Origin of the sequence: Candidatus Brocadia sinica JPN1, from assembly GCF_000949635.1 — a bacterium.
GTDB classification, from domain to species: Bacteria; Planctomycetota; Brocadiia; order Brocadiales; family Brocadiaceae; genus Brocadia; species Brocadia sinica.
In genome coordinates, this window is sequence record NZ_BAFN01000001.1 from 2,853,801 (window position 1) to 2,869,605 (window position 15,805).

A 15,805-nucleotide genomic window follows, 5' to 3' on the forward strand; every position below is an offset into this window, starting at 1 on the left:
GACATAAATAATATTCATTAGCTATAATTTTAACTAAATTAGGAGTTTAATTTTAATTATTACTAAAAAACCATCAATAGAAGGAGGGTATTTTTGGACAATGTGTTAAACAAAGAAATAAAGAATATCATCGAAGCCTGCCCGGAAGTTGGTCGTATTCTGGATGAATATGGGATTGGCTGTGTTCCCTGTTCAGTCGGGAGTTGTCTTCTGAAGGATATTGTAGGGATCCATAATCTCGATCCGGAGCAAGAAGCTACCTTGATGTACAGAATAGAAAAAGCTATTTATCCGGATAGGAATGTTTCCAAACCTGTAGTGGATACGACCAAAAAATCATCTCCAAAAAAAATCAGTTATTCTCCGCCTGTTAAAAAGCTCGTTGATGAACATGTATTGATCAAACGGCTCTTGGCCTTAATTCCAGTAATTGTTGATTATGTCGAGAGCAGTATTAAGGTGGATAAGGAACTGATTTTAAGCTGTGTTGATTTTATTCGCACGTATGCTGACAAATATCATCATATGAAGGAAGAAGATATATTGTTTAAATACGTTGACGAAAAAGCAGAGATTATCCTGATCATGTATAAAGACCATGATACGGGAAGGGGTCATATCAGGCAGGTTGTTGAGGGTGCTGAAAAAGGGAATAAAGCCCAGATCAGGGAACATCTCCTTGGTTACAGGGATTTATTAACGCAGCACATCAAAAAAGAGGATGAAATTCTTTATCCGTGGATTGACCGGCAGTTATCCACGACCCAAGTCGGTGAAATGTTCCGCAAGTGTAATGATGCAGACGCCTCGGTAGGCGACGAACTGCCAAGAAAGTATGAAAAGTTAATTGCTGAATTAGAAGAAAAATTTTTACAGGAGGTTACAAAATGAGTGGATGCCCAGGATCAAGAACAATCGATTTTAGCGAAAAGGCGAATCAAGAGGGTAGCGAAACAGGAAAACGCCCTTCTCAACTAAGACAATGGCCAATACAGATGCATTTAGTTTCTCCGCAAGCACCCTATTTTCAGGGTAAAGATGTATTACTAGCGGCAGACTGTACGGCTTTTGCGCTCGGTGATTTTCATAAAGATTATCTGAAAGGAAAGAGTGTCGGAATCGCCTGTCCGAAACTGGATTCAGACCAGGAAGTCTATATTGAGAAGATTAAATCATTGATTGATGACGCAAAGATTAACACCCTGACTGTTATAATTATGCAGGTTCCATGCTGTTTTGGTTTGGCCCAAATTGCCAAGGAAGGCGCCGAAAAGGCCTCTCGTAAGATACCGGTGAAACAGGTAGTTGTCGGACTGGAAGGCAATATTTTATCCGAAGAGTGGATTTAAGACCATACGAATGCCCTGTTGAATCAAAAATTCCCTGGGGAGATTAAATCTCTTCCAGGGAATTTTTTTGTAGTTATTCGTTTCCAGAGAATAGCAATTGATTGAACCTGTCCCTCTGTCTATTGTTTCATTCCCCGGAAGATAAGTCGTTGGGCCCTTGTGCTCTCTCCCCGCATGAGATCTATAATTATTTCAGCGCCTCTCCCCTGAAACTCGTAGACTAATTTTCCACCGTCCTCTGCTGAATAACTATTGTACAAAATCCTTCCACAAACAGGATTGCCATCAAGGCCTGCAGCAATGATCTTTAAGGGCAAGCAACAGGCAGCTTGAAATACAAGGGTATTGTCAAATACGAAAAGGCGTGTGTAATGCGGTCTTCGTATGCCTTTCTGCCTCTTACTGTCATCTGAAGTTTGTCTGGAATGGATATCTGCGTTGCCAGGTTGGGTTTCGATCATATACTTTTCATCGGCATTGGCGATATCTTTCAATGACCGATTTACATCCACCCCTGCAAGCTTAATAAGTGTTTCTGCATCTTTTGCATCCTGCGCAATACTATCTGGTGATGTCTGATTTTCTGCCCTGTTCCTTCGACTCAATACTTTTGGCGAGGCACGATCGACCAAAGGAAGTTTCTCATATGATATATTTACGGAACTTATGAATATCATTTTCTTACAGAAGTATTATATCCACCCTGAATGATTATCGTTATGGTGAAAAGAGGAGAGATTAACTTATATGTAAATGAGGCGATGCCTTATCCTGACGTTGATATTCTCTGATAATCGTTTTTTTGTCAATTTCTTTCATTAAAACTTCGATGTCTTCCTGCTTTGGTTCCTTAAAAGTTTCTCCTACCTGGTAATGAAATATCGTGCTTACACTTTCCTTAAACATATCCTCTGTTGATTTAGGCAAGTCTATCAACCTGACATCGATATTGCTTAATAAATAGGTTATCTGATCAAAAAGAACACTGGTTGCAACCCCTGAATGAATAAAAGAATGCCGATATAAATTGTTTTCGATATCATGCATAAATCCATCGATTTGAGCAATTTGGTTTTGTAAAAGGAGAATTGCTTTTTCTAAATTTTTTCTCGCTAATTGGGAACTTTTTAAATAGTTGATATGAATATCCGGTTCCCTGGATATCTTCTGATCCTTATTCCTAGTGTACGATGAAATAAGGTCGTCAATGCCTTTGACTTCACCGATTAATTGATCGAACTTTTTTTCTATGGCTTCAAACTCCGATATATTTTTATAATAACAGGTATCTTTCAGTTCTTCATGGAAGTTTACGATCTGTGTCAGAAAATCCTCCAATTCCTTTGCGCTATATGAACAAAACGCAATTTCATTTTTAAAGGTATCGATTTTTCTGATTTGGGCACCTTTTTCAATAATATTTTGAAGGCCTGTTTTTATGTCCATAATAGTTCTAAAAACGGGATTTTGATTTAGTTTCAATAGAATAGTGGTAGCAGATTTATTTTTGCTTATAATAAAATCTTCCAGGGAATGAATCTTGTTTATAATTTCCGGATAGGCGCTTTCCTTTAATGGCTTATCAAACAGAAGTTGTTGTAAGTCCTTTACTATTCTCCGAACAAATTCTTGTTCCCTTGAAGTTTCTAATAATCCCCAGTCACTGAGTTCTTTATACAGAATTTCAAATTTGTTTGATCTTGTAAAAATCGCATCAAACGGATCCTGTAAATCTTTTTTTGTCTCGACAGTCTTAATTAATTCCTTGAGTTGGTCAAGGATATCAGACAAATTGGTTAGCAGGGGCACGCACCTTCTCGCTTCCAAGAAGGCATCCCTGGCGCTAACAGTCTTTAACTTAGATAACCTTTCCAAATTTTCATTCAATTTAATTATGAGTTTTTGAACGTCCTCTTCCTGGCCTGTTTTTAAAGCTTGATCCTGCCGAAAAACTGGTTTTGTGGAGATCTCGATTGTTGCAGAAAAAATTGACCCGATGCATTTTTTGACAATTGCTCCAAATTTCTTTGATGACTTTTCTGTATGATTAATCACATCTTGGATGCCGCCTGCTGTTTTGGGGTTCGTACTACGTATCGTCAAAAAATCCAGGTATGCAAGCAACTTGCTAAAGGAATTCAATAGTTCCTGGTAATCACTTTGCAACAACGGATGATTCGAAACTATTTGCAGCTTCTTCAGTTCATTATAATTTGCCGTTAAATTTTCCTGCTCGCTATGAATATCTGATTTGTGTTTTGATAATTTTTTCGTTAACTTGGCAATAAACTTTTCAATGCAGTTTGCATAAGTTAAAAAGAGGTTGTATTCTTCCAGGAGCTTAAATTGATCATTCAGTCTGTTTGCCGCTGAGTAGATATAACCTGTATAAGCCGGGATAGCCTTCCAGTTGTTCTTTTCTATGATATGCTCAAGCCGCATCAAATCTAGGAATAAACTTTCATTAGACAATAACGGATTATCCCTTGAGGCTATGTGATTAAAAATGTCGGCGAAGAAACCTAGATCATCAATCTTTTCCTCAACCATTTTAATGTCATTTTCCTGGAAATTAAGGATTCTTAATTTTAAATAATGTTGCTCTAAATCCAGCTTGAGGATCAAAGAAATAAAATGGAGATTTAAATAAATCTCTTTCAATCCCGTAGTCGTAAAGACCTTGTTCTTCGTTTCAATTTTATTGAATCTGAGTTCCCTGCCAATTTTTTCTGAAGTTAAGGGTAATCCATTGAAAACTAAATAATCACCCAGCCTTCCTGTATATTTTTCATGAGATTCTGCGTGGGTAATATAGTTGCGGTGAGTATAATCCGGTGTGAAATCGTCCAGTTGGCTTTGTTCTTCTTCGTCAATAATCAATAAATTACTTGCATCCTTTGCAATTCCCGTTTTACAGTGCAACACAATATGGGGTTTTGAAAGGTATTGAACAAGGGACTCAACCTCTGAAAGGGTTGCGGTCATTTTCGCTTCTACAAAACCTTGTTCTTTAAAGGTATTGATACTGCCGATTTCGCCTTTAATAAAGAGGCGTTTGGAAATAATTTTAAGGGTTTTCTCAAAAGAAGCACCAATGACCTGCCCCTTAAATCTAACGACAAAAGATTTTCTCGGCTCTTTAACCACCCGATCTTTTATTTTTTCCTGTATTTCGAGTATTTGGGCACGGATAATTTCAGAAGTGTGGTATTTCTTTTTTAACAGATCATACAAATAATTTTTAGCTGTAGAGATTTGTGTTTTCATAATCCACAATGTAATAAAACTTTCCATAACTGTCAAAATAATTTTGAATATTTTTCATGGAATATCCGTTTCTATTTGTTCCCTGGATGCAATCAATCTTTGTGCAAGTTTAAAGACAATCTTTTCGATTGAATCTTCAACGGCAGGACCATATTTGGGCCCTGCAGTTTTCCACCATCCTCCTTCTGTTTCGAAATCGATTAAATCCAGATTCTTTCCCTCCGCAATGAACTCATCTTCAAATATCTTATTGAGGTTTTTACCTGACAAAGAGGCCTGGATCGATAGATAATGTTTCCCAATGGCCCTCCAAGCTGATTCTTCAACAATCAAGTCCAACTCTGATTCCTTCAGCTGTACAGTCAGCACCACATCTAATCCTGTTTTTTCAATCAATTCACGGTTGGGTAATTCGTTAAGAATAGTAACTTTGTCAAACACCATCTTTGTCATTTCTTCTATGCTTCTGGCCAGAGGTTCCCCTATTGGAAATACATAGTGGTGTATTCCCACAATCATGCTTGTTTGCCATTCTTCCTGATTGAAATGACGAAGCGAAGGTTCAATAAAGAGCCCTGCATGGCATGGAATTGACTGCATTGCTTTATATCGTTTATCCAGCATTGGTACAATCGATACCTTCTTCCCTCTGCTATTCGCGCAACCCGTAACGAGAAGGAACATCAAAATAAATACTATTACCTTTTTCATGATTCAGCTCCACTGTAATGTAAGGGTCGAATTGAATTTCTAAACAGAAACATCCAATTGCTGTTGCATGCAAAATGTTGCTTAGAAGCCAATTTCGCCGATGCGGCTGCCCCACACGGCAGACCTGTTGATCTTTTCATTGACAATCCACGCTCTCAGTGGGTCTTCGGGGTCTACGGTTACAGCCGAGTAATCACCCCATCGCTCAGGACTATCGCTGGATGGGTCATAAAAAGTGGAACTGGTGAACAATGTGTCGCCGCTCGAAATGGTGTTAATGGGGTCAGTGTGCAGTCGCCCAGAAAATCTGACCTGTGCGTTTATACCGGTATTTGGGTCGGTAGATGACCATGTTACATATACATCATTATTGGCGTTCGCTGTAATCGATGCATTCCAGTCATTCGACGTGGAGGATGCGGAGATGATGCCACTCTGGATGACCGTATCCGTTGCGGTATTGAACTCATAGAATTTCGGTTTTGGTAAACCATTCACGTTTATCGTGTGAACCTGCCAGAGCGAATTGCCGATCTGCGTGCTTGCGTTGACGAAGCGCATATCGCTTGTATCAAGTGTTTCGGTGGTGCCTGGTTGCTTTGCACTTGGTGGTACGCTGTATGCCGGCACATTTATGATAGATGAGGTGAGGGTGGGAATGCCTCCCGGGTACGACAGCGTATACTTTGTTATTACACCACTCGACGTTGCTGCGACCAGGAATGTCTTATCGTTATTATCCAACACAATAGGAGGCGCAAGGGTGCCTTTAAGCCCTGCGAAGAGCTTCAGTCGGACACTCAAACCATTGTAAAGCCTGGATTTATCTGCCACAACCATCCTGGTTTCACGGTATGAAATCCTCCCAAAGATGTTTGCTGTGATGAGAATCGCTTTGCTGTCGATACCAAGGTGGGGAAAGTCCCAGAAATCATTGTTGTTTTTGAAGTTAATGTCACCGTTATAAATGTAAAACGACCCCAGCGGATCCGAGGTTACGGAGACCCCGACGAAATGGCGCTGTACGGTGGCTGACTCCTGGAATGCCTCAGCTGATATGATCCAGCGGTCTTCAGCGCTATCATATACACACCGTGGATCAAATAGGGTCTGAGTGGTGTATCCGAAAAAGCTTGCCAGCGAAACGCTCTTTACCCGTGCGCCGTCACTTTTTCGAAAGATATCGACATGAGAATTGGTTACCTCTACGAAGTGGTTGAGGCCAACGGCACCATGGGTGTCGGGTGGACGTCCACCACCTGCTTCAGTTTGGTTAACACCATTTATGTTGACTCCTTTTACATTTGACGAGGCATGTGGTACCTTTGAGGATTCCACGTCTGGGTGGTTGATCTCGGTTTCTGCTGCCGCAGCAGCCTTTGCAGCCTTGTAATCAATCTCGCCCATTGTCGGCCTGAAAGGTATCCTGGGTACGACAGGCATTTTGCCAGCCTCCCGCAAGGCAGCTTCGGTTGCCTCCATATCTTCCGGTGTTCGTACCTGTGGGCGTTTGAATTTGATGATACCTTCCTGGATTCCTTTCCCGGCATGTGCCGTGTCTACCGCATAGCCCAATGCCATAAATGCTACAATAAATTGTACCAGCAAAAATGTCTTAAACATCTTATGCATGGTTTTCCTCCTTTTCTGAAGAGTATTGCTAGATTTATCACTGTTCATAACAAGACAATATCAGAGAAAGGTTGTTTGTCAACAAGAAAGAGTTGCCCGATGTTATCAGCGTAAATCCGATTCCTCTACGCCGATGAGATGACGTTGCGGCGAAATTGGTGGGTGACCAAAAGATAGTAACAATGAAATTCCTTGTAAGTAATAAAACTTGTCTTAAAATACTTTGACAAGAGGTTTTTTTGGGCTAAAATCAATGAAAAATTCAGACGGTTCGTTTTTGAGGAGGAAAAACGATGGATACAAAGGATTATCATCTCTCACGCAGAAACTTTTTGAAACATTCTGCCCTTGGCGCCGTCGGGCTTGGGTTGGGGATCGGAAGCTTTGAGGGTTTGCAGCAATGGGCAATTGGGGCAGATAATCAACCTTCTGCATTTGGAAAAGGCAGGGTAATTGCCATAAAAAGCAGTGGAATTATGAGCAAAGGAAAACCTGAATCTGAGGTTGTCCAGAGGATGATGAACGAGGGGATGTTTACCCTTACCGGCAAAAAAACGGTTGCCGATGCGTGGCGAACGTTCTTTACCCCCGATGATGTTGTGGGTATTAAGATCAATCCTATCGGCGGGATAAAACTCTCCACACGGCCTGAAGTGATCAGCGAAATCATTATGGGCCTGAAAGCCGCCGGAGTAAAGGATAACAATATCATTATCTGGGACCGTTTTAGTTACCATCTTATAACAGCTGGTTTCCCCTTGAATCAGGGAAGCAGCGGGGTTCGTTGTTATGGCACCGAGCCAACGGCCGGATACGACAAAAAAATATATTATGAATCACTGGATGACGACTATGCCTTGCGGCAGGACGATGGGGCACGGTCACTTTTCAGTACCATTGTTACCCAGCACGTCACGGCAATTGTAAATGTGCCGGTTATGAAGGATCACGGCATTGCGGGAGTGACCCTATGCCTCAAAAATCTGGCCTTTGGTGCCATCAATAATACACAGAGATTCCATCCGTCACCATACTTCTGTGACCCTGCCTCGGCAGAAGTCTGTGCGCATCCAGTTATAAAAGACAAGGTGCGTTTGCATATCGTTGATGCACTGCAGGCTTGTTTTGAGGGTGGCCCTGCGAGTATGAAGACATGGACTATGTGGAATGAGGAACGTCTCTTTTTTGGGACCGATCCGGTAGCAATTGACAGGATAGGACTTGAAATTATAGACAGGAAACGTAAGGAAAACAATTATCCGACGGTATTCCAAAAGGCCAGACATATTTCCACAGCAGGGAAAAAGGGATTGGGCGTTTATGACAAAGATACTATTGACTTTATAGAACTCAATGTGTAAGTCAGAAAAAGTGTAAAAAGGAGGGAGGTTGCTATGGAGCGGATCTTCGCAAGTCTGTTTGTCATCGCATTGATAGTAGTGGTTGTTGGTCGGGTTTCCGCGGGTGGGAGCGTCCAGGGGAAGGATGTTGACTATAGTTCAGAGGGTATCGTGATGAAAGGTTACCTGTCCTATAACATGAAGATAAAAGGGAAACAGCCGGGGGTGCTGGTTGTTCACGAATGGTGGGGGCATAACGAATATGCCAGAAAACGCGCAAGGATGCTGGCAGAACTGGGGTATACTGCCCTCGCTGTGGACATGTACGGAGATGGCAGGCAGGCGATGCATCCCGATGAGGCAGGAAAATTCTCGTCGGAGCTTATGAAGAACTTTGATATTGCCAGGGCGCGTTTCATGGCTGCGCTGGACTTTCTGAAACAGTTGCCAAATGTTGACCCCAATCGCATTGCCGCTATCGGCTATTGCTTTGGTGGTGCAATCGTGCTTAATATGGCACGTCAAGGCGTTGGCCTTAAGGGTATTGCCAGCTTTCATGGGAATCTAACTGCAATCAGGCCGGCGCAGCCTGGCGGCGTTAAGGCGAAGATACTAGTATTCCATGGCGCCGATGATAAATTCATTACGCAGGAACAGATCGAGGCATTCAAACAGGAGATGAAGACAGCCGGGGCCGATTTTCAGTTTATCTCATATCCCGGCGTCATCCACAGCTTCACAAATCCCGATGCGGATACTTACGCAAAGAAATTCAATCTGCCCGTGGCATACAATGCTGAGGCTGACAGGAAATCATGGGAGGAATTGCAAAAATTCTTTACTATGATTTTCAAGGAATAGGGAACAATAAACGCCAAAAGAATATTTTTCTTAAAAAGAAAATAACCGGTTAGTTTTTTGAAAAATAACTATGCATAATTATTATGCTTGACCCCACCAGGTCTCCACGATGGGGATATAACACCCTTGTGACGATATCGCTCAATCAATGTACCCCAGGTAATAAAAAAATCACCGTATCGATCATTGATCTCGTCCATGACACGTGTTGCTGCCTGCCTTGTCCTGTCGTTAGGAAAGAGCGGAATCTGGGCAACGTTCCTGGTAAGATTACAAACGCTAACACCTACCAGCCTGACAGTCTGCTGGAGTCGTATTGTCTCCAGTATGTCTTTAGCAACCATGTAGATGTCTATGCTGTTATTCAGAGAAGATTTTATAGAACTACGCCTGGTAAAGGTATCGAAGTTGGTATAACGAAGCGTGAGGGTAACCGTCCTCCCTGCATACCCTCCATGGCGCAACCGCCGTCCCACCATTTCGGACAAATGAAGGATATGCTGTTCCAAAGTTTCCACATCACTCACGTCCCTGTCGAGAGTCATGCTGTGTCCAACAGATTTTGCATCGGGTTCCTGTTCCATGGGCACAGCAGGGCTGTCATCAATACCCAGGGCCATAAGCTTTAACCGTTCCCCGATCACGCCGAATTGATTTTTTAAAACGGCAATAGATGCCCTCCCCAGTTCGCCACAGGTTCTAATCCCCATGACAGACAGACGGCTTTCAATCTGTGTACCTATGCCACAGAGTTCTTTTACTGGTAAGTGTTCCAGTAATCTCATAACATCCTCTTGTTGTATAATAACGAGCCCATCCGGTTTTTTCATATCGCTGCCCAGCTTTGCCAGAAGCTTATTGTGGGCGATGCCGATAGAACAGGTCAGTCTTCCGAGTCTTTGGTGAATATCCCTTTTGATGTTTCTGGCAGTGTTCTCAGCGCTGCCAAAGAGGGGAATCGAACCGGTAATATCCAGAAATGCCTCATCGATGGAATAGACCTCTACAATAGGGGTGTATTGCTGGTATATCTCGACAAGCCGGTGGCATGTATCCGTATAACGGCTTGTGTCTCCTCCCACAAGGATAATATGGGGACATAACCATTTTGCCTCATGTTTGGTCATACCTGTTTTAACTCCGTAGGCCCGCGCCTCGTAAGAAGCTGTGGTAACCACCGTCCTTTCATTCGAGCCAATTACCGCGATGGGTTTTCCCCTGAGTGCCGGATTGACCTGCTGCTCTACCGAGGCAAAGAAGGCGTTCATGTCGATGTGCATAATAGTTTTTTTCATACGGAGAAATCAACCTTTTATCGCTGCCTCAATAATTCTACTTATTTCCTTTTGTTTCTCATCAATCTCCCTTTCAATCTCTTTTTGTTTGTCGAGTTCTGATTTTATTTTTTCAACGATAGATTTTTGTTTTTTTTCTGAAAAATCTGGTATTGGAAATTCCCATACTTGACTTGGGAAAATATTGGTATTGTTACCTAAGCCCTTTTTATGCGTGTATATATAATATTGGAAAAAATCGCTTCTAAAATAGTAATAGGCCAATAGAGGGTTATAATTCCTTAGTCGAATTCGCATTGTAAAATCAGCAAAGAGTCCTTCAATTTCTTCATCCTGAATTATGGCAACCTTGCCTATTGTACCCTCACCTGAACGCGCCATTATTATGTCATTCATAGCAAATGACTTATTAAAGTTTGATCTATAAAATTCATCTCCAACTGTTTTGCATTCTTCTTGGTTAAAGTACCAGTTTTTAATATCTGCCATTGAGATATAGTAATATTTTCCTTCTTCATCATAATCATTTGGTGAAATACCTTTACCAAGAACGATTGGTTCAGAAATAAAATCTTTTATCTTGGTTCGAAAAAGTCCTGTAAGATACTTATGTAAAAATTTATACGCTGGGTTATGAAATCTTATTCCACACCTTAGATCTTTATTATTTGCAAAGTCAGAAAGATTAAGAATTTGCAAACGTTGCTTTTTTTCCTTTTCAAAAGCATGCAAGTCAAATTTAAATTCTACTGCAAATATTTTGTTGATAACCGATAACGGCTCTAAGGATTGGGACTGGAGGCGTTTTATTCTTTGAAGTATTGTTAAAATTTTTGATTTGATAGAGTCTTTATTTGCTAATATGGTATCAATTATATATTTTTGGAACCGGATTAATTAATTTAATTTTATATCGTCTTCTTTTAAAGTAGGGTATCCCTTCCCTTGTCTTGAAACGGCATTTAATTGTTTGAATAAAGTTGTTCGCAACAAATAATATAGGATTTCGCTATCTATTTTAGGCCTTATGTGAATAAATGCGGAAGTAAAATAAATATTATCATTTTCGATTAAAATGTTCTTGTTAAGATAAGGGCGGACAGAAGAAATTAATATATCTCCATTTTCGGGTTTTATGATATCCCCTTTTTCAATCTTTATGAAATAATTCTCATTTACTTCATTTCTGTTTGAAAAACTTAAAGTGATTGGTAAGACACTTCCATTATTGTTAACGTTTCCAATTTCTGCATATTGAAAATCATCAAGCTCTTCTAAATTTATTTTCTGATAAGAAACAAATTCAAATAATTCATTCCAACGGTAATATTTATCAACTCTGGTAATATTTTCAAAAATATAGTCAACATCAAACCGAAGACTAGAGTCATTTACCCAAGATTGGGATATGCATTGCCATCTCATTCCCATACTACCTCTTTTCTTACAGCGTCCAAAATTTTCACAATGGTATTTTTGCGAAGCAGCACATCATCACTCCGCCACTGTTGCAGAAGACCCGTAGTGAAGTGGGCTAAAAGTGTGGTATCGGTTCGGTCATAATATTTATCTTTAATCCTGTATCGTTTGCCGTCTTCTCGATAATGAGTATCAATAATTTTCTCGATTTCGGCCTTTTCTTTTGTTAACCTAACGATCTCATTTTTACATTCCTCTAAATCATTCACAAACTGTTCTATTTGTCTTTTCAGTTTTTCACCAGCTTTTTCTTTGTTTTTCTCTTCCGCAATTTTTAATTCTTCATCCAATTCAGTTTTTAATTTGGTTTGATGGTCAATGCGTTCATCATATCCTTGTATAATAGCGGCTTTGTTAAGAAAGGTGGGCGCTATTTCCACATCGAACAAATCATTCGGCATTGGTTTTTCTCCCCGCTTGGTGCGCTTATAACCAATGTTTTCTGTCTCTGCCATAAAGATATGATAGTCACGCTGTTTGCTTACCTCGCCAAATACCCACCAAGGATTATAATAACCAAAAACATCTTTAACGCTGTTATCGAATTCGCTCACTTCTTCAATTTCATTACAATACCTTTCTAAAAGTTCTTTTACTGAAAGCGCTTTGTCCTGTTCTGTGGCAAAATCCTTAAGGAAACGGAAGGTATTTTCTTTTATGGTTTTCTCTTTGTGATCTTTTATGGATGGGAATTTGCTTTGGTCTTCTCCATCAATAAACACCTTGATATAATTGGCAACACGTGTTTTCAGTTCCGACCATTCCTTGCCATATTTTTCCCAAAGTTCGTTCCATTGCTTTACTTCTTCTTTGGTTTTCTTCTGGGCAAATAACAGGCTGGTTTTGGTAGAAGTATAAGGTTCAAATGTGAGTTGAGGCAAACTGACAACTGCCTTTATTTTGAAATATTTGAAAAGGAACAGGCGAATATATTTATTCTCAGTAGTATCAAATACACTTTCTGGCAAGACAACACCGAGTCGACCGTTCTCTTTCAACAATTGATACCAGCGCTCAATGAAGAGATTTTCTGAGTTTTTCTTATTGTAAAACAAAAAGGACCGTTCGACCTTTTGTTTTGTTACATTATCAAGGTCAACGCTGAAAGGTGGATTACTGATTACCACATCAAATTGACCGTTCTCATATTTGTTTCCATAAAATTCTTCGGGTTCCTGAACGATCAGAATATTCTGTCCTCCGGCCGTTTTCTTGTACATATTGAATGGCAAGAGTCCATCCTGAACAAAGATATTGGCAGAACCATCGCCGTGGAGAATCATATTGACCTTTGAAGAGGTTCCTAAATCAAAGTTTTGGTCAATGCCATAGAGAAACTCTTTTGCCCATTGGTTTTCGTCCTCATCGAGGGTGAAAAACCGCTTGAATGTACGCTGTCCCTGATTGCTTGAGGAAATTTCATTGAATCGTTTGCGTTTAAGTTCTTTGGTAATGATTTTCATTGTTTCAATTAAGAATGTTCCACTCCCGCAGGCAGGATCGATAATGTAAGGGAGGGTATTTAATCCATTAATTAATTGAATGGCTTGATTGTCTATCTGTAAGGCGTAGATAATGAATCGAACTATGTTAATTGGGGTGAAAAATTGGCCTTTCGTTTGACGGAATCCTTCACGGGTGATCGTTTCAAAAAAGTCACCCAGAATATCTTTGCCGTCAATGGCGCTTCTTCCTTCCAGCAGGGATATGCCTTCTAATTGTTGAACTGTATAAACTAATTTGCTTAGTGGGAATTTTTCTTCATTTACGACAAAGATTTTTTCTAATTTTCTTTCGTCATCAATGTTGAGTTTATACTTTAAAGCTTGCCGATAGAGCTTGTTGATTCGCTCAAACAGCGTCTCAGGTTGTTCTGTTTCAGAATTACCTTTTTTATCCTGATAGCCCTTTACCTGAAACTCGTATTCCTCTCCTACTTTTCTGGCATCCTCATCGTATATCTTGGCGAGGATAAGATTGACAAGGGAATTGAATATCTCTGTATCGGTAGTGCCACCGCCACCCCATAAAACATTATGGAGTTGTGTAGCCAGACTTTTTAATTCCTGGGGAGTGAGGTCTTTTCTTAAAGCATATTGAGGATCACCTTTTTTATAGGGTGGTTTCTTGGGCTTACCATATCCTCCCTGTAATTCAGTGCCAATCGATGAAGCGCCTGCATTTATCCAATCGTGATAATTAGAAAATTTCTCAAAATCGATGATTATAGCCTTGTCAATACATGTATTGTCCTTGAAATCAACCGTATAATAAACCAGGTATTTAACGTTCTTTTCTTGATGGGCTAAGTCAAAGAGCTGTCCTTCTATTAATTCCTTATCGCTCTCGAATTTGTCCGGGGCTTTTAACTCAATAAATAAAAAAGTCCCATCCTTGTTGTCTCTTACAATGACATCTATTTTTGCTCTGGAAGTTTTAGGCCTTCCTATACTATACCGTTTTTCAATCTCGATATATTCTGGTTTGTAATCAAGTTCATTGATTAACCGGTGAATCAAATAAGCACGCACAATTTCCTCATCACCTTTGATAACCTTTGGATCCTCGTGTTTTTTGATTTTGTCAGTATAAGATACAGCGGTCTTTTCAAGGTTGATGGTAGCGACGTTGTTTTTGGCCGATTTCAGGATTTTTTCAATATGTTCTTTCCAGTTCATATACGATCCCCTTTAAATTTTGACCGATATTAACAGTACTTTTTGTGGAAATCAAAAGATAATACTGCTACCCCGCCATTTCTATGGAATGAAGCGTCCACACCAGGGTGTTCGTATTATAAGAAATGGCAAAGAGATTGGCGCCATCTGTAACGGTAAAATGGTGTATGCCTGCCTTTCCTACCCGCTCTGTCCAAATATACGTGATCTCTCTGACATCGTATTTTCGACCACTCCACACAAACCAGACGGGTTTGAGTTTCTTGTTATTATCACCAAAAATGGCACCCACCTTAATGGGTTCGTTGACTTCTGTAATCATAATTGCCTTATTACCGCTGCAACTGTACCAACGATAGATACATTTGCCTGCCCCTCTTTAATGATAATCGGTTGCATCGTTGGGTGTTCGGGTTTCAATAGTATCGTATCGTCCTTTTTAGAAAATCGCTTTACCGTAGCCTCATCATCGATAAGGGCCACCACGATCTCTCCATTATTGGCCACGGGTTGTGATTTAACGAGGACAAGGTCTCCATCCTGGATATGGGCATCAATCATACTATCCCCCACTACCCGTAAAAAAAAGATATTGCTGCTACGGCATAGTGTTTGATCCACGGAAAGGTATCCTTCGATATCTTCTACAACTGGATGAGGCGCCCCAGCCCTAACCCTTCCCGCAATTGGCACAGACCTTATTTCTGAGCTTCGTGCAGCGGTTCCCTCAACAATTTCAATAGCCCGTGGGCTGTGAAATTGTCTCCTGATGTATCCCTTGCGTTCCAGAATGTCGAAGTATTTTTTTACTATGTTGGTACTGGAAAGCCCCAGCCCATCCATACTCTCCCGTACCGTAGGCGGATATCCCCTTTCCTGAAGATATTTTTTTAAAAAAGATAAAAAATCTGCCTGTTTTTTGGTTAGCGGAGTATTCATGGATTAAGATTTATTGGTGAACATTTGTTCACCCATTATATTTTTTTGTCCCTATCCTGTCAAGCCTCAAAATGTGAGTTTTCATTACAATTTCATTATTACCAAGGCATCTGAATGTGTATTTAAAAACATACACAATTTTCGTTTATAGAGTATAATTTAGTTGAAATAGTACTGTTTATGGATAATATTATGATACTAGAAGAGTCGGCCATGTCAGGAGCGTTCCTGGCGGCTGGGCTTAAGTTTCCTAA

General features: G+C 40.4%; 14 protein-coding genes. 4 read left to right on the top strand and 10 right to left on the bottom strand.

Going from position 1 to position 15,805, the window contains the following annotated elements:
* Positions 1-102: 102 nt before the first annotated feature.
* Positions 103-891 carry a hemerythrin domain-containing protein gene (locus BROSI_RS12970; RefSeq protein WP_230400735.1) on the top strand — a complete coding sequence of 263 codons (789 nt, stop codon included), beginning with the start codon at positions 103-105 and terminating at the stop codon, positions 889-891.
* Positions 888-1,349: a hypothetical protein gene (locus BROSI_RS12975; RefSeq protein ID WP_052564234.1), complete on the top strand. Its 462-nt coding sequence runs from the start codon at positions 888-890 to the stop codon at positions 1,347-1,349. The genes BROSI_RS12970 and BROSI_RS12975 overlap by 4 nt, the downstream gene beginning before the upstream one ends.
* A gap of 119 nt (positions 1,350-1,468) precedes the next feature.
* On the opposite strand, the gene BROSI_RS12980 is transcribed toward BROSI_RS12975, so the two are convergent.
* From BROSI_RS12980 to BROSI_RS12995, 4 genes are all read right to left on the bottom strand, one after another.
* Positions 1,469-2,026 carry a hypothetical protein gene (locus tag BROSI_RS12980; protein ID WP_052564235.1) on the bottom strand — a complete coding sequence of 186 codons (558 nt, stop codon included), beginning with the start codon at positions 2,024-2,026 and terminating at the stop codon, positions 1,469-1,471.
* A gap of 61 nt (positions 2,027-2,087) precedes the next feature.
* Positions 2,088-4,616, bottom strand: coding sequence for a hypothetical protein (locus BROSI_RS12985; protein WP_052564236.1), 2,529 nt, complete (start codon positions 4,614-4,616; stop codon positions 2,088-2,090).
* Positions 4,617-4,670: 54 nt separating this feature from the next.
* Positions 4,671-5,327, bottom strand: coding sequence for a hypothetical protein (locus tag BROSI_RS12990; protein ID WP_052564237.1), 657 nt, complete (start codon positions 5,325-5,327; stop codon positions 4,671-4,673).
* Positions 5,328-5,408: 81 nt separating this feature from the next.
* Complete coding sequence (locus BROSI_RS12995; protein ID WP_052564238.1) at positions 5,409-6,959, bottom strand: hypothetical protein; 1,551 nt, start codon at positions 6,957-6,959, stop codon at positions 5,409-5,411.
* Positions 6,960-7,252: 293 nt separating this feature from the next.
* Between BROSI_RS12995 and BROSI_RS13000 the strand changes: the two genes are divergently transcribed.
* The gene (locus BROSI_RS13000; RefSeq protein ID WP_052564239.1) at positions 7,253-8,320 is read left to right on the top strand and encodes a DUF362 domain-containing protein; all 1,068 of its coding nucleotides are present in this window, start codon (positions 7,253-7,255) and stop codon (positions 8,318-8,320) included.
* Between the two features lie 33 nt (positions 8,321-8,353).
* Positions 8,354-9,160 (top strand): dienelactone hydrolase family protein, encoded by an 807-nt coding sequence (locus BROSI_RS13005; RefSeq protein ID WP_052564240.1) that lies wholly within the window; start codon positions 8,354-8,356, stop codon positions 9,158-9,160.
* 68 nt (positions 9,161-9,228) lie between these two features.
* On the opposite strand, the gene dinB is transcribed toward BROSI_RS13005, so the two are convergent.
* The 6 genes from dinB to lexA form a co-directional block, all read right to left on the bottom strand.
* Positions 9,229-10,455 (bottom strand): DNA polymerase IV, encoded by a 1,227-nt coding sequence (gene dinB / locus BROSI_RS13010; RefSeq protein ID WP_052564241.1) that lies wholly within the window; start codon positions 10,453-10,455, stop codon positions 9,229-9,231.
* 9 nt (positions 10,456-10,464) lie between these two features.
* Complete coding sequence (locus tag BROSI_RS13015) at positions 10,465-11,187, bottom strand: restriction endonuclease subunit S domain-containing protein (RefSeq protein WP_200891746.1); 723 nt, start codon at positions 11,185-11,187, stop codon at positions 10,465-10,467.
* Between the two features lie 165 nt (positions 11,188-11,352).
* Positions 11,353-11,886: a restriction endonuclease subunit S domain-containing protein gene (locus BROSI_RS13020; protein ID WP_052564242.1), complete on the bottom strand. Its 534-nt coding sequence runs from the start codon at positions 11,884-11,886 to the stop codon at positions 11,353-11,355.
* Positions 11,877-14,612 (bottom strand): type I restriction-modification system subunit M, encoded by a 2,736-nt coding sequence (locus tag BROSI_RS13025; protein ID WP_052564243.1) that lies wholly within the window; start codon positions 14,610-14,612, stop codon positions 11,877-11,879. The genes BROSI_RS13020 and BROSI_RS13025 overlap by 10 nt, the downstream gene beginning before the upstream one ends.
* 67 nt (positions 14,613-14,679) lie before the next feature.
* A complete protein-coding gene (locus BROSI_RS13030) occupies positions 14,680-14,934 on the bottom strand; it encodes a hypothetical protein (RefSeq protein ID WP_052564244.1) in 255 nt (84 codons plus the stop codon).
* A complete protein-coding gene (gene lexA, locus BROSI_RS13035; RefSeq protein ID WP_052564245.1) occupies positions 14,931-15,551 on the bottom strand; it encodes a transcriptional repressor LexA in 621 nt (206 codons plus the stop codon). Before lexA ends, BROSI_RS13030 begins: the two co-directional genes overlap by 4 nt.
* Positions 15,552-15,805: the final 254 nt, after the last annotated feature.